Raw genomic sequence first — 16,312 nt, 5'->3', positions numbered from 1 at the left:
GGGAACCAACCCGCCCCAACGTGCACAAATAGAGATGCGCGCGCTGGCCCGGTATACTTCAGGTTCCATGCCATATAGCGTTGGATTTGATCGGGATAAGTACATTGCGATGCAGTCGGAGCACATTTCGGCCCGACGAAAAGCAATTGGGGGAAAGCTCTACCTAGAGATGGGTGGCAAGCTCTTCGACGACAATCATGCCTCCCGCGTTCTGCCGGGGTTTACGCCGGATAACAAGATTGCGATGTTGGACCGCATCAAGGATGAGGTCGAGATCGTGATCGCGTTTAACGCGGGTGACGTGGTGCGTCAGAAGATGCGGGCGGACCTCGGGATTTCTTACGAGGAGGACGTGTTGCGCCTCGTGGATGTGTTCCGGGAGCGCGGGTTCCTCGTCGAGAATGTGGTGGTGACCCAGCTGGAGGGTGAGAACCCGCTGGTGGAGGCGTTCATTGAGAGGCTGCAGCGTCTGGGCCTGACGGTGTCGCGCCACTACATGATTGCCGGGTACCCGCACGATACGCAGCGCATCGTCTCCGAGGAAGGCTTTGGCCGCAACGAGTACGTGGAGACGTCCCGCGACCTGATCGTGATGACGGCACCGGGCCCGGGCTCCGGCAAGCTGGCCACGTGCCTGAGCCAGATTTACCACGAGCACCGTCGCGGTATTAACGCTGGCTACGCCAAGTTTGAGACGTTCCCCATCTGGAACCTGCCGCTGTCGCACCCGGTGAACCTCGCGTACGAGGCCGCGACGGCCGACCTTGATGACGTCAACGTGATCGACCAGTACCACCTGGACGCCTACGGGGAGACCGTCACCAGCTATAACCGCGACATTGAGGTGTTCCCGCTGCTCAAGGCGCTGCTGCGCGAGGTGACGGGGGAGGAGCCGTACCAGTCACCGACGGACATGGGCGTGAACATGGCCGGCTACTGCATCAGTGATGACGCCGCCTGCCGCCACGCCGCGAAGCAGGAGATCGTGCGCCGCTACTACAAGACGCTCGTGGACGAGCGCCGCGATGATACCGACCACACCGTCTCCGACCGGATCCTCAACGTCATGCGGAAGGCGGAGGTGACCCCACAGGACCGCGTGGTGGTCGCCCCGGCCCTGGAGGTCGCACAGGCCACCGGCTCGCCGGGCGCTGCGCTGGAGCTGCCGGACGGCACCATCGTGACTGGCAAGACGACAGACCTGTTGGGGCCGTCGGCTGCGGTGCTGCTCAACGCCCTGAAGGTGCTCGCGGGGATCGACGACTCCGTCCACCTCCTGTCGCCGGATTCCATCGAGCCGATCCAGACGCTGAAGACGCGCCACCTCGGGTCCGTGAACCCGAGGCTGCATACTGATGAGGTGCTCATTGCGTTGTCGGTGTCGGCGTCGACAAGCAGTGATGCGGCGGCGGCGCTGGAGCAGCTGAAGAACCTGCGCGGCTGCGACGCGCACACCAGCACCATCCTCGGCTCCGTCGACGAGGGCATTTTCCGCAACCTCGGCGTGCTGGTGACTTCCGAGCCGAAGTACTGGAAGAAGGGGCTCTACCACAAGCGCTAAACTCGTGGGCATGACGAGCAAGATCCTCCTGTATTACAAGTTCCAGCCCATCACGGACCCGGACGCGGTGCGCCTCTGGCAGCGCGACCTCTGCGAGGGCCTGGGGCTGACTGGCCGCATCCTGATCTCGAAGGACGGTATCAACGGCACCGTCGGCGGCGACATTAAGGCCTGCAAGACCTACGTGAAGAAGACGAAGGAGTACTTCCGGGGCATCGAGTTCAAGTGGTCTGAGGGCGGCGCGGAGGACTTCCCGAAGCTGTCGGTCAAGGCGCGCGATGAGATCGTGGCGTTCGGCGCGCCGGGCGAGCTGAAGGTGGACGAGCATGGCGTCGTCGGGGGCGGCACACACCTGAAGCCGGAGGAGGTCAACGAGCTGGTGGCCAACAACCCGGATGTTGTGTTTTTCGACGGCCGCAACGCCCGCGAGGCTGAGATCGGCAAGTTTAAGAACGCTGTGGTCCCGGACGTGGAAACCACCCACGACTTCATCAAGGAGCTGGAGAGCGGCAAGTACGACTGGATGAAGGACAAGCCAGTCATCTCTTATTGCACCGGCGGTATCCGCTGCGAGATCCTGTCCAGCCTGATGAAGAACCGCGGCTTCGAGGAGGTCTACCAGATCGACGGCGGCATCGTCCGCTACGGCGAGAAGTACGGCAACTCGGGCCTGTGGGAGGGCTCGCTGTACGTGTTCGATAAGCGGATGCACACCGAGTTCGGCCCGGAGAATGACCCGGACTATGTGCAGCTTGGCCACTGCGTGCACTGCGGGGCGCCGTCGAACATGTTCTATAACTGCGCGAGCGAGCCGGAGTGCCGCCACCAGTACTTAAGCTGCGAGGCCTGCCGGGAGGAGAACCCCTACTGCGCAGATTGCGCTAGTGCGTCGCATCAAGCGCCAGCATCCCAATCGTGACCGTCAGCCACCACATGGTGAACGGCACGATGGGCAGCCAGAACACGCCCATCCAGGGGATCCAGCGCTCGTAGCGGTTGAGCTTGCGCACCATCAGCACCGCGCAGGTGAGCAGGCCCGCCACCGGCGGAATCGAGGTAACGACGGCCCACCACGTCCGCCACGACTCGGTGCACAGCCACGTCGCGTCCCCGGCCTCGCACAGGGGGCCGCCCTGCACGCGGGCGACGGCGGCGAGTGCCCACGCGAACAACAGCGTGCCCAGCACCGTCACCACAGCAAGCGCGATCGCCTGCTTCGTCGACGCCTTGTTGCGCCGCGCGACCTCCAGCGGGTCCGGCTCTAAGGCCAGCTCGTCGAAGCTGGCCGGTTCCGGCCGGACGCGGGAGAAGCGGTCCGCGCCGGAATGCAGATCGTTTTCGGGGTGGTCAAACACGTCAGCCATGGTTAGTGCTTCCCTCGTGGGTACACGATGACGGGCACGGGGGCGAAGCGGATGAACTCGCCCTCGCGGGTGCCAACGAACACGCGCTTGAGCGGGCCCGAGGACTTCGAGCCCAGGCACAAAATGTCGCCCTTCTTCCACTTCACCGAGTCGATGGCCTTCTTCCAACCCTTGCCGGTGGCGACGAAGGTGGAGACGTCGAGACGTTCGGTGTGCTCCGGCCCGAGGTGTTCCGCGACAGCAAACGCCGAGTCGCGTGCGCGGTCCAACAGGCCGAGCGCGGCCTCGTTCCACTCCATCTGGTCTTCCTGGTCATCGAAACCGCCGCCCTCGCTGGGGGAAAACGCGATGATACGCAGGGGGACGTCGAGAAGGCAGGCGAGCGTGGTGGCGTACGCCAGGCCGGAGAAGCTCGGCTGCACCGCGCCAGAGTCGATGAGCGAGTAGGTGACGCGGGTGATGCCCTTCTTCGAAAGCTGCACGCCCTTCGGCGCCAGGCCCAGCGGAAGCGGGGAGGAGTGCATCATCTCGTCCGCGTCGGACGTCGGCCGGAAGCGGCCCTTCGACGTCTTCGACTTCGAGCCGAGCAGCAAAATATCAGCCTCGAAACCGTCCGCCATCTCGAACAGGCACTCCGCGAGGCTGCCGCGCTCCAGCACCTGCGCCACCGGGTCCGCCCACTGCGAACGTGGCAACTCGTGCTTCAGCGCCTTCGTGGCCTTCTCGCTGATGGTGTCTCGCTGCTTCTGCAGCCACTTGTCGTACTTCTTCGACGACAGCGACTTCGTCCACGAACCCGACACCGACGCCGCAACCCGCACCGTCACGGGCAGGCTCCGCCCCAGCCAGGCGGCGAACTCGATCGCCTCCGAGTTGGAAGCATCCCAACCAACGAGCACTCGAAGTGGGCGCTCAGACTCAAAGGACTGGGCTAGTTCAGAAGAGAAAGATCGTGGCGCCATACCGACCTAGTGTATTAGCTTTCCGGGTTCGCGTAGACGTCTGCCAGGGTATTAATTGCCTCGGTGGCGGCGTCGAGCTGCTGCAGCGAGGCGTCATCAAGCGTGGCGAGCATATCCGCGAGGTACTGCGTGCGCTCCTTGCCCACTCGCCTCAACTCACGTTTGCCCTGGTCAGTCAGGTCGACGAGCACGCCGCGCCTGTCCTCCGCGGAGCGCGTGCGGTGCACGAGGCCGCGCTTCTCCAGCTGGTTGATGGTGTTCGAGGCCGTCGGCATCCGCACGCCCTCTGACGTGGCGATATGGCTGATCCGGCTCGGCCCTTCCACCTCGAGGCGACGCAAGATCGAAAGCTGGGGGCCGGTGAGGTCGGAGCGTTCCGTATTTCGGAAATACGCGACATACAAACTCGTCATCGCCGGGCGAATACGCTGTGCCAACTCCAACGGGTCAGGACGATCAGCCATAAGGACCTGCCTTGTACAAAAGAGACGAACAAAACGTGCAACGCATCATTCTATACATAGGCGAAGGAAACTATATTGTTGCGCTAGTATGGCGGCGATGTTCACCTACCAGCACGAAGTTTCGCACGAATGGCAACGCCGGGCGGCCCTTCGCGCCTATCACGCCGGGCACATTCCCAAAGAAGAGCTTTGCGACGCCGACTTCCTCCTCCGCGCAGCCGCAGAACATCACGGAGAGGCGTCGAAAAGAAACTGCCCAATTTGCGGCCGTGACATGCGAGAAGTGCGCTGGGTGTACAGCGAAAAGCTTGGACGTCGCACCGGCACCGCACGCAGCGAGGCTGAGATTGACACCCTCGTGGGTGAGGTCGGCCCAATCACCGTGCACAAGGTGGAAGTGTGCCCCCACTGCCACTGGAACCACTTGTTGCAAGAATGGACCGCCACTCCAGTGCGGTAAAAACGCCCGGTACGGGTAGTGTGTGCTGTAGCAATTCTGTAGGTGATCGTACAGGGACAATGTGTGACTAACGTAGACGAGAAAACCAAGACCCCATCCAAGTCCCGGTCGCGGACGGGCCAATGGGTCCTAGCCATGCTCCTGCTCGTGGTGTTGCTGGCCAGCATCCCAGCTGTGTGGTTTATCTGGAACTACCAGCGGGCGAACATCCCGGAGCCGCATGAGATCGAAACGGCGCAGATCTCAAACCTCTACTTTAACGACGGCAAAACCGACCTGGCTCGCATCGTGCCGCCGGAGGGCAACCGCGTTCAGATCCCGCTGGAGCAGGTGCCAGTTGACGTGCAAAACGCCGTCCTCGCTGCCGAGGACCGCGACTTCTGGGACAACTCCGGCTTCTCCTTCACCGGCTTCGGTCGCGCCGTGATCGGCCAGATTACCGGCAACGCATCAGCCGGTGGTGGCTCCACGATTACGCAGCAGTACGTGAAGAACGCCCTGGTCGGCAATGAGCACTCCTATGAGCGCAAGGCCAAGGAGCTGGTGTACTCCATCAAGATGACCCACTCTTGGACCAAGGAAGAAATCCTCAACGCCTACCTCAACACCGTCTACTTCGGGCGCAACGCATACGGCATCGAGGCTGCTGCGCACGCATTCTTCGACAAGCCGGCCAGCGAGCTGACGCTGGAGGAGGGCGGCGTGCTTGCGTCCTCCATCCAGCTGCCGAGCCAGCTCGACCCGTGGACCAACCCTGACGGTGCGAAGGCCCGCTGGAACTACGTGATGGACGGGCTCGTTGAGACGAACAAGCTCGACCCTGCGAAGCGCGCCGGGCTGCAGTACCCGGAGACCCGCGATCCGTCGACCTACTCCGCCTACACCGAGGCGAGCGGCCCGAACGGCCTGATTAAGAACCAGGTGATGACGGAGCTGGCCACCATCGGCATCTCCGAGTCGGACCTTACCAACCGTGGGTTGAAGATCACCACCACGATTGACCCGAACTCGCAGTCAGAGGTCGAGCGGATTTCCCGCGAGCAGCTTTCGCTCCTGCAGGACGACGCCCGCACCGGCGTCGTGGCCATCGACCCGAAGACGGGCGCAGTACGCGCCTACTACGGTGGCGACGACCCCTCCGGCTGGGACTACGCCAACGCAGGTCTGCAGACCGGTTCCACCTTCAAGATCTTCGCGCTGGCCGCGGCCCTACAGCAGGGCATCCCGCTCAACGCGATGTACTCGGCAACCCCTGTGACGCTGCCGGGTGGCCACGTGGTGACGAACTGGGATGGTGGCGGCGCAGGCATGATCTCCATGCTGGATGCCACCCGCACCTCCTCGAACACCGCGTTCATGCGCATCCAGGATGACCTGGATAACACCACGCAGGACACAGCTGACATGGCGCACGCTCTCGGCGTGGCCCGCTCCATCCCAGGTATCCCGGTGACGCTGCGTGAGAACGGTGGCCAGCCCTACGAGGGCATCGTGCTGGGCCAGTACCAGTCCCGCGTGCTCGATATGGCTACGGCGGTGTCCACGCTGACGAACCGCGGCCTGGCGCACCCGACACACTTCGTGCAGCGCGTCACCGACGCCTACGGCGAGGTCCTCTACGAGTTCGACCCGGGCTACACGGAGCGCCGTGTTTCCCAGCAAGTCGCCGACAACGTGATTAAGGCGATGCAGTCCGTCGTCCCGTACTCCAACGCCGTGTTGGCCGGCGGCCGTCCGTCAGCCGCGAAGACCGGTACTGCCCAGCTGGGCAACACCGGCCTGAACAAGGACGCCTGGACCGTCGGCTCGACGCCGCAGCTCGCCGTGGCCGTGTGGGTGGGCACTGCCGACAACACCTCGGCCATCTTCAACTCCTACGGCGGCAACATGTTCGGCGCCGACACCCCGGGCCGGATCTGGAAGAACGTGCTGGACTCCCTCCTGCAGGGCCAGGACTTCGAGTACTTCCCTGAGGCATCCCCGGTGTACTGGGGCGTCCACCCCTACTCGGGCGGCGTGAACCTGGGCGGCTACTACGGTGGCTTCTCCGGTAATTCGACCACGGGTGCTCCGGCGGATGCGGCGTCGCCAAGCGCCGACGCCAACGCGCCGACGGGCGAGGCCGGACCTGGCCAGCCGGCGGCACCAGCCCCCGCACCGGCTCCGGCTCCGGCGCCAGCACCGGCGCCCGCGCCGCGGCCGGACCCGGTACAGGACGCAATCGACCAGGTTATAAACGATATCTTTGGATAACGGAGCAACGATGACAGCAACCACGTGGCCTGACCCGAAGGATCGCGTCCAGCCAGCCCTCACCGAACCCGCCGCCCGCGGTTGGGTTGAGTTCCTCGGCGGGCCGATGGGGCGCTTCGCCCAAATTGGTCGCTCCAAGTTCTGGACGCCGCTACGCACCATCTTCGCGCTCGCCTACGTCTTCATTGGCCTCGGCGCGCTGTCGAAGTCGAACTGCGCAATGGGCAAGTTGGACGATAACGGCATCATGCAGGTCAACTGGGACGGAAACCGGCAGTACACCTCCTTTTGCTACAACGACATCCTGCCGCTGTACGGCGGCCGCGGCCTGGACCAGCCGGGCTTCGTCTACGACTTCTCCTGGGTTGAGGGTGACCTGACGCGCTACATGGAGTACCCAGTGCTCGCTGGCCTGTTCCAGCAGTTCTGCGCGTTCATCTCCCGCAACACCTACTTTGTGGTCTCCCGCATCCTGCCGGAATCCGGCTGGTACTTCTACGTCACCGTGCTCATCCTGGCCGCCATCTGGGTGGTCACGGCGCGCATGGTGGCGGAGCTAGCCGGTAACCGAATCTGGGACACCTTGCTCGTCGTCGGCTCCCCGTTGCTGATCATGCACCTGTTCACCAACTGGGACATCCCATCCATCTTCTTCGTCGTGGCAGCCATGCTCGCCGTGCGCAACAAGAAGTACTGGCTGGCAGGCGTCCTGATCGGCGCCGGCACCGCATTCAAACTGTGGCCACTGTTCATCCTCGGGGCCTACCTGGTGCTGGCGATCAGGAAGCGCACCTTCGTGCCCTTCCTGAAGATGGTGGCCGCCACCGCACTGACCTGGGTGGCGGTGAACCTGCCGGTGTACCTGCACAACCCGGAGGCATGGAACGAGTTCAACCGCTTGAACACTGACCGCGGCTGGGAGTGGACCACCATCTACGCAGTGATCAACCGCGTCTTCGGGTGGAGCGGATTCGACAGTGGCGAAGGAGCCCCCGTCATCCTGAACACGGTTACGCTGGTGCTCTTCCTCGCGGGCTGCGCAGCCGTCCTCGTGCTTGGCCTGAAGGCGCCGCGCACGCCGCGCGTCGCCGAGCTGTTCGTGCTCATCGTCGGCTTCTTCCTCCTCTTCAACAAGGTGTGGAGCCCCCAGTACTCCATCTGGTTCATCGTTCCCGCTGTCCTAGCCCTGCCGTACTGGCGCCTCCTGCTGACCTGGATGACGGTCGACATGATGGTGTGGCCAGTGCTGATGTGGCACATGATGGGCGAGGACCAAAAGGGCGCCCCGGGCGCGCTGCTGGACACCGTCATCATCTCCCGCGACGCACTCATCATCGCCATTATGGTGCTGGTTATCCAGCAGATGTTCGGCAAGCGCGAGGATAAAGTTGCTGCCGCACACAACGGCCACGACCCGCTTCTGACTACCCCTGAAGATTGGAAGGAGCCAGCATGGGATCCGCAACCGTTACCGGAATCGCCTCAATCGCAGTCGGATTCGGTTTCATCGCCGCAGCGTTCGTAGCGACTAACCGTCAAGAAATCCCTCGCGCCGTTGGCTACGGTCTTGCCGCTTTTGTCTTCATTACCGTCATTCCGGTGATCCTCGCGGTCTTCGTAGCCGTGCCCAATCCGCAGTAGGGCGGAGGGGGCGTCGAGAAGTATTTTGCCCAGCGTAACGGGTGGGGTACGCTGGTGGGGTTGCTTGACGCAACGACCCTCCTGCCACCGCACAATGCGGCGGCCGAAAACATTCAAATCTAGACCATAGGAGGTGATGAGGTCCGTGCGTCACTACGAAGTAATGATCATCCTCGATCCACAGCAGGATGAACGCACCGTTGCCCCGTCCCTGGATAAGTTCCTCGAGATCGTCCGTAAGGAAAACGGCAAGGTAGAAAACGTTGATGTGTGGGGCAAGCAGCGTCTTGCGTACCCAATCAACAAGAAGGAAGAGGGCATCTACGCTGTCATCAATCTTGAATGCGCAGCAGATACCGTCCAAGAGCTCGATCGTGTGCTGAGCCTGAGCGAATCAGTGCTGCGCACCAAGGTTCTGCGAACCGACAAGTAAAGAACGGCTTTCGGAACCACGGAAACGAAGGAGTCAAAACAATGGCACAAGGCGATACACCGATCACCGTCGTCGGCAACCTGGTTGCGGACCCGGAACTGCGGTTTATTCCAAGTGGTGCAGCGGTAGCGAACTTCCGCATCGCTTCCACGCCACGCCAGTTCAACCGCGACACGAATCAGTGGGAAGACGGCGAGGCCCTGTTTTTGACCTGTAACTGCTGGCGTCAGATGGCGGAGAACGTCGCAGAGTCCCTCACGAAGGGCATGCGCGTTATCGTCAACGGTCGCCTGAAGCAGCGCTCCTATCAGACCCGCGAGGGCGAAAACCGCACCGTGTTTGAGGTCGAAGTTGATGAGGTGGGCCCGTCCCTGAAGTACGCCACCGCGAACGTGCAGCGCACGCCACGCGAGGGCAACTCGGGTTACGGTCGCCCACAGCAGCAACAGCAACAGCAGCAGCCTCAGAACATGGGTGGGTTTGGTCAGGCACCGCAGCAGCCTGCACAGCAACAGCAGCAGGCACAGCAGTCGCAGCCACAAAACGATCCGTGGAATTCGGCTCCACCTGCCGGTGGATTCGGCGGGATGGACGACGAGCCCCCGTTCTAAGCATTTCCCACACATAAGCATTTTCAACTCAAGGAAGGTTAGGATTCATGAAACTGATCCTCACCGCTGCCGTTGATAACCTTGGCGAGGCAGGCGAGATCGTCGAGGTCAAGGGCGGCTATGGCCGTAACTTCCTGCTCCCACGTGGCCTGGCTATCCCAGCCACCCGCGGTGCAGAGAAGCAGATCCGTGATATTCAGCGTGTACAGAAGGAGCGCGAGGTCCGCGACTTGGACCACGCAAAGGAGCTGCGTGATCAGCTCGACCAGCTGACCGGCGTGAAGGTGCCAGTGCGTACCTCCGAGAAGGGCAAGCTGTTCGGCTCCGTCAAGCCTGGCGACATCGCAGCAGCTGTCAAGGCAGCCGGCGGTCCATCCCTGGACAAGCGCCGCATCAATGTACCGAAGGGCCTTGTTACCAAGACCGGTGGATACCAGGTCAAGGTGAACCTCCACGACAGCGTGGAAGGCAAAGTGAACTTCGAGGTCGTTAGCAAATAACGACGATTACCGATAGGTAGTCCAACGACAACAGCTTGAGAACGGGTCCCGCTTGTGAGGAGCGGGGCCCGTTTTCGTTTGCCTACCTTCGCCTGTGGATAACTCTCCACAGTGAGGCGGTGTGGCGCCCATGTGACAATGCGTTTAGCGCACCGTAATCGCCTAGTCAAACCGGCTGGTAGCGGGTTTTCCACCGGGGGTGCCAACGGGTATGGTCTTGAATAAAAGTGGTGTGACCTGCGAAGATGTCGCTGTAGCGCGCGCTATCGATGGCTTTTCCACACACTCTCCACACGTTGTGCACATCCCCTGTGGATAGACCCCAGGCACAATAGAAAACTATTCACAGCCCCTGTGGATAACTCAACTGGCGGTACGTGAATTTCCGGGGTATCCGGTACGCTGTTGTGCAACACGAAAGGGTAAAGGGTGCTGCATGGCTGAGAACTCGAGTGCCGCGAGCTTCGACGATTTTGACGACGACTACGTTCCACCACCGGAGCCTCCGGAGTCCTCGGTGCCACCGGAGCCACGCCAGTGGGACGGCGGGTCGTCGAACTTTAACCGGGGCCGCAAGGACCTGAAGGAGTACCGCCAGCCCCCGCACGACGAGCGCGCGGAGCGTTCCGTGCTTGGCGCCATGCTGCTCAACCAGGACGTCATCACTGACGTTTCGGACGCGTTGCGCCCGGAGGACTTCTACTTCCCAGCGAACCAGCTGGTGTACAAGACCATCACGGACCTGTACTCGCACGGATCCGACATTGACGCGGTGGTCGTCGCAGGCCAGCTGGACCGCAACAACGAGCTTGAGCGCGTCGGCGGCGCCCCCTACCTACACACGCTTATCTCCGAGGTGCCGACGGCCGCAAACGCCCGCTACTACGCGGAGATCGTCGAAGAGAAGTCGATCCTCCGCCAGCTGGTCAACGCAGGTACGCACGTGGTGCAGCTCGGTTACGAGGGCGAAGACGGCATGGAGATCGACGCCGTCGTGGACCGAGCTCAGCAGGAACTCTTCCAGATCTCTCGCAAGAACGCCGGCGAGGACTACAAGGTGCTCGGCGACCTGCTGCAGGACACTGTCGACGAGCTCGCAGCCATCGCGCAGGGCGGTGGCCTGGAGCAAGGCGTGCCCACCGGCTTCATTGACCTGGACAAGCTCACCAACGGCCTGCACGCAGGGCAGATGATCATCATCGCGGCGCGCCCGGGCGTCGGTAAGTCGACGCTGGCGCTCGACTTCATGCGCTCCTGCTCAATCCAGCAGGGCAAGACCTCAGTGATTTTCTCGCTGGAAATGAGCGCGTCCGAAATCATCATGCGCATGCTCTCCGCCGAAACGGAGATCAAGCTGTCCTCGATGCGCTCGGGCCAGATGGGGGAACAGGACTGGGAGAAGCTCACCCGCCGTCTCGAGGAGATCCAGGACGCCCCACTCTTTATCGACGACTCCCCCAACCTCACCATGATGGAGATCCGCTCGAAGGCGCGCCGGTTGAAGCAGCAGCAGGGCCTCGACCTGATCGTGCTGGACTACCTGCAGCTGATGAGCTCCGGCAAGCGAGTGGAGTCGCGCCAGCAGGAGGTCTCCGAGTTCTCCCGTAACCTGAAGCTATTGGCGAAGGAGCTCGAGGTACCGGTGATCGCGATTTCCCAGCTCAACCGTGGCCCCGAGGCCCGCACAGACAAGAAGCCGCAGCTCGCCGACCTCCGCGAATCCGGCTCCCTGGAGCAGGACGCCGATATGGTCTTCCTGCTCTACCGCCCGGACTCGCAGGACCGCGACGACGAGCGCGCCGGCGAAGCCGACATCATCGTGGCGAAGCACCGCGGCGGGCCAATCGACACGATTCCGGTTGCACACCAGCTGCACTACTCGCGCTTCGTGAACATGGCGCACGGCTAATCCTGCACCCGTCCGGGGGTGGGCAGCCAAGGCTGCCCTTGCTTAGGGTTGGCTCGCCATGCATGACACGCTGCGCGTTTCTGGCTAGCATTGTGGCCTAACACAGTTACGAACGAAGGAAAAGTCACAATGTCTGTCCGAATGATGCACGACGCACCGTCCGCGTGCGCCCACACGGTGGCCCAATTAGAGGAACGTATTACCGTCGCGAAGAACCAGGATTCGACGATGCTGCTGAACCTCCCCCGCAGCATCGACGAGCTGGCCGCCACCTCCCAGCCAAGCGGTGTCCTGCACCGCCTCCGCGGCCTGTTTAGCGCGTAGCGCGGAAGCGGCGCAGCCGCAGCGAGTTCGTCACCACGAACACGGATGAAAATGCCATCGCTATGCCTGCAAGCAGGGGGTTGAGCAGCCCGATGGCTGCCACGGGGATGAGCACCACGTTGTACGCAAAGGCCCAGAACAGGTTGCCTTTGATGGTGCGCAGCGTCGCGCGCGACAGGCGGATGCCGTCGGCGGCGCTGACCAGCGAGTTATTCATCAGGGTGATGTCGGAGGCCTCGATGGCCACGTCGGTACCGGCGCCCATCGCCATGCCAAGGTCGGCCTGCGCGAGCGCTGCGGCGTCGTTCACGCCGTCACCGATCATCGCCACGCGTTTGCCCGCGTCCTGCAGGCTGCGCACGAGCTCGACTTTGTCGGCGGGGAGTACGCCGGCGGTGACGTTGGCGGCGTCGATACCCACTTCCTTCGCCACGGCGAGCGCGGTCGCGCGGTTGTCGCCCGTGAGCAGGTGCGGCTCGAGCCCCAGCTCCTTCAGCTTTTCGACGCCCACCCGGGAGTCTTCCTTCACGGCGTCGCGCACCGCAATAACCCCTTCAAGCACGCCGTCGACCTCGACGGCGACCACGGTCGCGCCAGTCGCCTCCATGGACTCAAAGTCGTCCCGGTATTCGCCGAGGTCAACCGTTGGGCGCCCCACCCGGACGTGTTTGTCGTCAACGGTCGCGCTGGCGCCGATGCCGGGCTCGTTCCGGAAGTCGGTGACGGACTCGGTGCGAGCGTCCTGGACGTAAGCGGTGATGGCACGGGCGATGGGGTGCTCCGAGTGCGCCTCCACGGCGGCGGCGAGTGCGAGGGCGTCGCTGCTGCCATTCGCGTCAACCACGGTCATTTCGCCGGTGGTGACGGTCCCGGTCTTGTCCATCACGATGGTGTCCACCTGGCGGGTGGATTCCAGGATCTCCGGGCCGCGGATCAACAACCCGAGCTCGGCTCCTCGCCCGGTGCCCACCAGGATGGCGGTCGGGGTGGCCAGGCCGAGCGCGCACGGGCACGCGATGATCAGCACCGCCACCGCCGCCGTAAACGCAGCGGCCACGCTATAGCCCAACAGCAGGTGCGCTACCAGGGAAACCGCCGAGATAGCGATCACGGTCGGGACGAAGATCTGCGCGATCCTGTCCACCAGCCGCTCTACCGGCGCCTTGCCTGCCTGCGCGTCCTTGACCAGTTGGCCCATCTGCGCCAGCGTCGTGTCCGAACCAACGCGCGTCGCCCGTACAAGGAGGCGGCCGTGCGTGTTCAGGGTCGCGCCCGTGACGTCGTCGCCTTCCTTGACGTCGACAGGAACAGACTCGCCGGTGAGCATTGAGGCGTCGATCGCCGAGCGTCCCTCGACCACCGTGCCGTCCGTCGCGACCTTCTCGCCTGGGCGCACCACGAACGTGTCGCCGACCTTCACGTCGGCGATCGGCACGCGCGTTTCCACGCCGTCGCGCAGCACAGTCGCGTCCTTCGCGCCCATGTGCAGCAGGTTGCGTAACGCCTCGGAGCTGCGCCCCTTCGCGCGGTGCTCAAACCAGCGCCCAAGCAGCAAAAACGTGATAACGACGCACACCGTCTCCAGATAGACCTCGTCCATCGCCGCCGAGTTCGGCATGAGGCTCATGTGCATTTTCATGCCCGGCTCGCCCGCGTTGCCGAAGAACAGCGCATAGATAGACCACCCGTAGGCGGCCGTGGTGCCCATGGAAATCAGCGTGTCCATGGTCATGCTGCCGTGACGCAAGTTCAACAGGGCATTGCGGTGGAACAGCGACCCCGCCGAGAAATACACCAGGGTCGTGGCAGCAAACGCCGCCCACTGCCAGTACGTGAACTGCAACGCCGGAATCATCGACACCAGCATCACCGGCAGCGACACCACCGCGGACCACACGATGGTCCACAGGAGGGTGTCGCGCTCGGGTTCGGAGGGGGCGTCGGCAAGCGGCTCGTCGGCGTCAGTGACCGTGAACGCATCGTAGCCCGCGTTCCGAATCGTTTTGATCAACGCATCAGGGTCCGCGAGCGCCGGATCGTACTCGACGGAGGCGGTCTCCGTCGAAAAGTTCACCGACGCCTCGACCCCCTCCATCTTGTTCAGCTTTCGCTGCACCCGCGACGAGCACGACGTACACGTCATGCCCGAAACGCCGAGTTCTATCTGTGCATTCGACATTAGAGCAGCTTGAACCCCGCTTCCTCAACCGCCTTATCGACGTCCTCCCTGCTCACCTCTGCGCCCTCAACCACAACCTTGCCGGTTGTGTGGTCAGCGTTCACCGAGGTCACGCCTGGGATCTCCCCGACCTCTTCCTGGATGCTGAGCTCGCAGTGCCCACAGCTCATGCCCTCAACCTGGAATGTTTGCGTTGCCATAATATTTCCTTCCTTCCTGCGGGAATCGCCCCGCACTTGTTAGTGTTGCATTGATAGCTGCCAATCTAACAAAAAACGAAAAGGAGCTACCTAATGGCCACAACCGACCTCACTGAGGAAACATTCCAGGAAACCGTTCTCGGAGAGGGCATTGTCATCGTCGACTGCTGGGCGTCCTGGTGCGGCCCCTGCCGCCAGTTCGCGCCTGTTTACGAAAAGGTCTCCGAGAAGCACCCGGATGTGACCTTCGCGAAGCTCAACACCGAGGAATACCAGCAAGTAGCGGTCGCCCTGGATATCCAGGCAATCCCGACGCTCATGGTGTTCCGCGACGGAATCATGGTCTACCGCGAAGCCGGTGCCCTGCCGGAATCCGCATTCAACGACCTCGTCGAACAGGTCAAAGCACTCGACATGGACGAGGTCCGCCGCCAGGTCGAGGCCCAAAACGCGCAGGAGGGACAGTAATGGCAAACCCATTCGTAAAGGGCTGGAAGTACCTGATGCAGTCCTTCGACACCAAGATCGACGAAAACGCCGACCCGAAGGTGCAAATCCAGCAGGCCGTCGCCGCCGCTAAGAAGCAGCACCAAGAAATCACTGAGCACGCAGCCGCCATCATTGGCAACCGCAACCAGCTCAGCATGAAACTGGACCGCCTGCTGAAGTCCCAGCAGGACCTTGAGGCGAAGACCAAAACCGCCCTCCAAACAAACGACGACGCCGCCGCAGAGGTCATCGCCACCCAACTGGTGTCCGTCGAGCAGGAACTCGAGCAAACCAAGCAGGCCTACGCCTCCGCCGAGCAAGCCGCGCAGGAAGCCCAAGCGAAGCAGAAGGAATCAGAGGCGCGCCTGCAGGAGCAGCTCGCCCAGGTCTCCCAGCTGGAGTCCCAGCTTGACCAGGCGAAAATGCAAGAGCAGACCACCGCAGCCATGGACTCCATGAACCAGTTCGGTGGCAACGACAACGTCCCGACCCTCGACGGCGTCCGGGACAAGATCGAACGCCGCTACTCCCAGGCGCTCGGCGAGCAGGAGCTGGCCAAGTCCTCCATGACCGACCGGATGACCGAAATCGAGTCCGCTGGCAGCGATGTCGCCGCCAGCGCCCGCCTGGATCAGATCCGCGCTGAGCTTTCCGGCGGCAAGTCGGCTTCGTCCTCTTCCGAGGCCCCGAAGGAAATCGAGGACAACAAGGACTAGGAAAACCTCAGCGCCGCAAACTGTAGTAACAGGATTGTAGTATTCCCCGAAAATAGGGGCTGCGGATGTTTTGTTGGAGTGCATCACGAGGGACTTTGTCTCGTAGTTATGCACTCAGCGCCTGTCTATGCTCAGCGATGGTCGTATAACCATCACCAAGTGTCGACTTCAACCTTGTATGGATATAGAAGTCAATGTAGGACTCAATATACTCGCGCATCTGCGCAACTGTCATCTGCGACGTAT

Annotated in this window: 18 protein-coding genes; 13 read left to right on the top strand and 5 right to left on the bottom strand. The window is 62.6% G+C overall.

The genetic code is table 11. The features are described from left to right. The first annotated feature begins 67 nt into the window (after positions 1-67). Positions 68-1,561, top strand: coding sequence for a DUF1846 domain-containing protein (locus JMN37_RS06300; protein WP_252931369.1), 1,494 nt, complete (start codon positions 68-70; stop codon positions 1,559-1,561). A 10-nt stretch (positions 1,562-1,571) separates the two neighbouring features. After that, positions 1,572-2,480: an oxygen-dependent tRNA uridine(34) hydroxylase TrhO gene (trhO, locus tag JMN37_RS06295; protein WP_252931368.1), complete on the top strand. Its 909-nt coding sequence runs from the start codon at positions 1,572-1,574 to the stop codon at positions 2,478-2,480. Here trhO and JMN37_RS06290 read toward each other — a convergent pair. From JMN37_RS06290 to JMN37_RS06280, 3 genes are read right to left on the bottom strand one after another with little or no spacing between them, the layout of a single operon-like run. Beyond that, positions 2,443-2,925: a hypothetical protein gene (locus JMN37_RS06290; protein WP_252931367.1), complete on the bottom strand. Its 483-nt coding sequence runs from the start codon at positions 2,923-2,925 to the stop codon at positions 2,443-2,445. The two genes, trhO and JMN37_RS06290, sit on opposite strands and share 38 nt — an antisense overlap. 2 nt (positions 2,926-2,927) lie before the next feature. Beyond that, on the bottom strand, positions 2,928-3,887 hold the full coding sequence (locus JMN37_RS06285) for a universal stress protein (RefSeq protein WP_071573823.1): 960 nt from the start codon (positions 3,885-3,887) through the stop codon (positions 2,928-2,930). A gap of 14 nt (positions 3,888-3,901) precedes the next feature. Continuing rightward, positions 3,902-4,351, bottom strand: a complete 450-nt coding sequence (locus JMN37_RS06280; RefSeq protein WP_070361721.1) for a MarR family winged helix-turn-helix transcriptional regulator — start codon at positions 4,349-4,351, stop codon at positions 3,902-3,904. Between the two features lie 97 nt (positions 4,352-4,448). On the opposite strand from JMN37_RS06280, the gene JMN37_RS06275 reads away from it, so the two are divergent. The 9 genes from JMN37_RS06275 (at position 4,449) to JMN37_RS06235 (ending at position 12,482) form a co-directional block, all read left to right on the top strand. Further along, entirely contained in the window at positions 4,449-4,811 is a 363-nt protein-coding gene (locus JMN37_RS06275) for a DUF5318 family protein (RefSeq protein WP_070478730.1), read from the top strand. A 63-nt stretch (positions 4,812-4,874) separates the two neighbouring features. After that, positions 4,875-7,064: a transglycosylase domain-containing protein gene (locus JMN37_RS06270; RefSeq protein WP_252931366.1), complete on the top strand. Its 2,190-nt coding sequence runs from the start codon at positions 4,875-4,877 to the stop codon at positions 7,062-7,064. 10 nt (positions 7,065-7,074) lie between these two features. Continuing rightward, the gene (locus JMN37_RS06265; protein ID WP_252931365.1) at positions 7,075-8,589 is read left to right on the top strand and encodes a glycosyltransferase family 87 protein; all 1,515 of its coding nucleotides are present in this window, start codon (positions 7,075-7,077) and stop codon (positions 8,587-8,589) included. Then, positions 8,517-8,705, top strand: a complete 189-nt coding sequence (locus tag JMN37_RS06260) for a hypothetical protein (protein ID WP_071573826.1) — start codon at positions 8,517-8,519, stop codon at positions 8,703-8,705. The genes JMN37_RS06265 and JMN37_RS06260 overlap by 73 nt, the downstream gene beginning before the upstream one ends. A 136-nt stretch (positions 8,706-8,841) precedes the next feature. Continuing rightward, a complete protein-coding gene (gene rpsF, locus JMN37_RS06255) occupies positions 8,842-9,138 on the top strand; it encodes a 30S ribosomal protein S6 (protein WP_070361725.1) in 297 nt (98 codons plus the stop codon). Between the two features lie 41 nt (positions 9,139-9,179). Beyond that, positions 9,180-9,749, top strand: coding sequence for a single-stranded DNA-binding protein (locus JMN37_RS06250; RefSeq protein WP_070361726.1), 570 nt, complete (start codon positions 9,180-9,182; stop codon positions 9,747-9,749). A 47-nt stretch (positions 9,750-9,796) separates the two neighbouring features. Beyond that, positions 9,797-10,249, top strand: coding sequence for a 50S ribosomal protein L9 (gene rplI / locus JMN37_RS06245; RefSeq protein ID WP_070361727.1), 453 nt, complete (start codon positions 9,797-9,799; stop codon positions 10,247-10,249). A gap of 436 nt (positions 10,250-10,685) precedes the next feature. Continuing rightward, the gene (gene dnaB / locus JMN37_RS06240; RefSeq protein ID WP_071573828.1) at positions 10,686-12,158 is read left to right on the top strand and encodes a replicative DNA helicase; all 1,473 of its coding nucleotides are present in this window, start codon (positions 10,686-10,688) and stop codon (positions 12,156-12,158) included. A gap of 129 nt (positions 12,159-12,287) precedes the next feature. After that, positions 12,288-12,482, top strand: coding sequence for a hypothetical protein (locus JMN37_RS06235; protein ID WP_070361729.1), 195 nt, complete (start codon positions 12,288-12,290; stop codon positions 12,480-12,482). Here the strand turns inward: JMN37_RS06235 and JMN37_RS06230 are convergent. Both JMN37_RS06230 and JMN37_RS06225 read right to left on the bottom strand, forming a co-directional pair. Continuing rightward, positions 12,472-14,661 carry a heavy metal translocating P-type ATPase gene (locus JMN37_RS06230; RefSeq protein WP_252931364.1) on the bottom strand — a complete coding sequence of 730 codons (2,190 nt, stop codon included), beginning with the start codon at positions 14,659-14,661 and terminating at the stop codon, positions 12,472-12,474. The genes JMN37_RS06235 and JMN37_RS06230 overlap by 11 nt on opposite strands. Further along, positions 14,661-14,861 (bottom strand): heavy-metal-associated domain-containing protein, encoded by a 201-nt coding sequence (locus tag JMN37_RS06225; RefSeq protein ID WP_071565750.1) that lies wholly within the window; start codon positions 14,859-14,861, stop codon positions 14,661-14,663. Before JMN37_RS06225 ends, JMN37_RS06230 begins: the two co-directional genes overlap by 1 nt. A 93-nt stretch (positions 14,862-14,954) precedes the next feature. Between JMN37_RS06225 and trxA the strand changes: the two genes are divergently transcribed. Beyond that, positions 14,955-15,329 carry a thioredoxin gene (gene trxA / locus JMN37_RS06220; protein WP_070975350.1) on the top strand — a complete coding sequence of 125 codons (375 nt, stop codon included), beginning with the start codon at positions 14,955-14,957 and terminating at the stop codon, positions 15,327-15,329. Further along, on the top strand, positions 15,329-16,066 hold the full coding sequence (locus JMN37_RS06215) for a PspA/IM30 family protein (protein ID WP_252931363.1): 738 nt from the start codon (positions 15,329-15,331) through the stop codon (positions 16,064-16,066). Before trxA ends, JMN37_RS06215 begins: the two co-directional genes overlap by 1 nt. Positions 16,067-16,312 lie beyond the last annotated feature (246 nt).

Origin of the sequence: Corynebacterium lipophilum (assembly GCF_024102595.1) — a bacterium.
GTDB classification, from domain to species: Bacteria; Actinomycetota; Actinomycetes; order Mycobacteriales; family Mycobacteriaceae; genus Corynebacterium; species Corynebacterium pseudogenitalium.
Note: the sequence above shows the minus strand (reverse complement) of the source record. Positions and strands in the feature narration are given on the sequence as shown.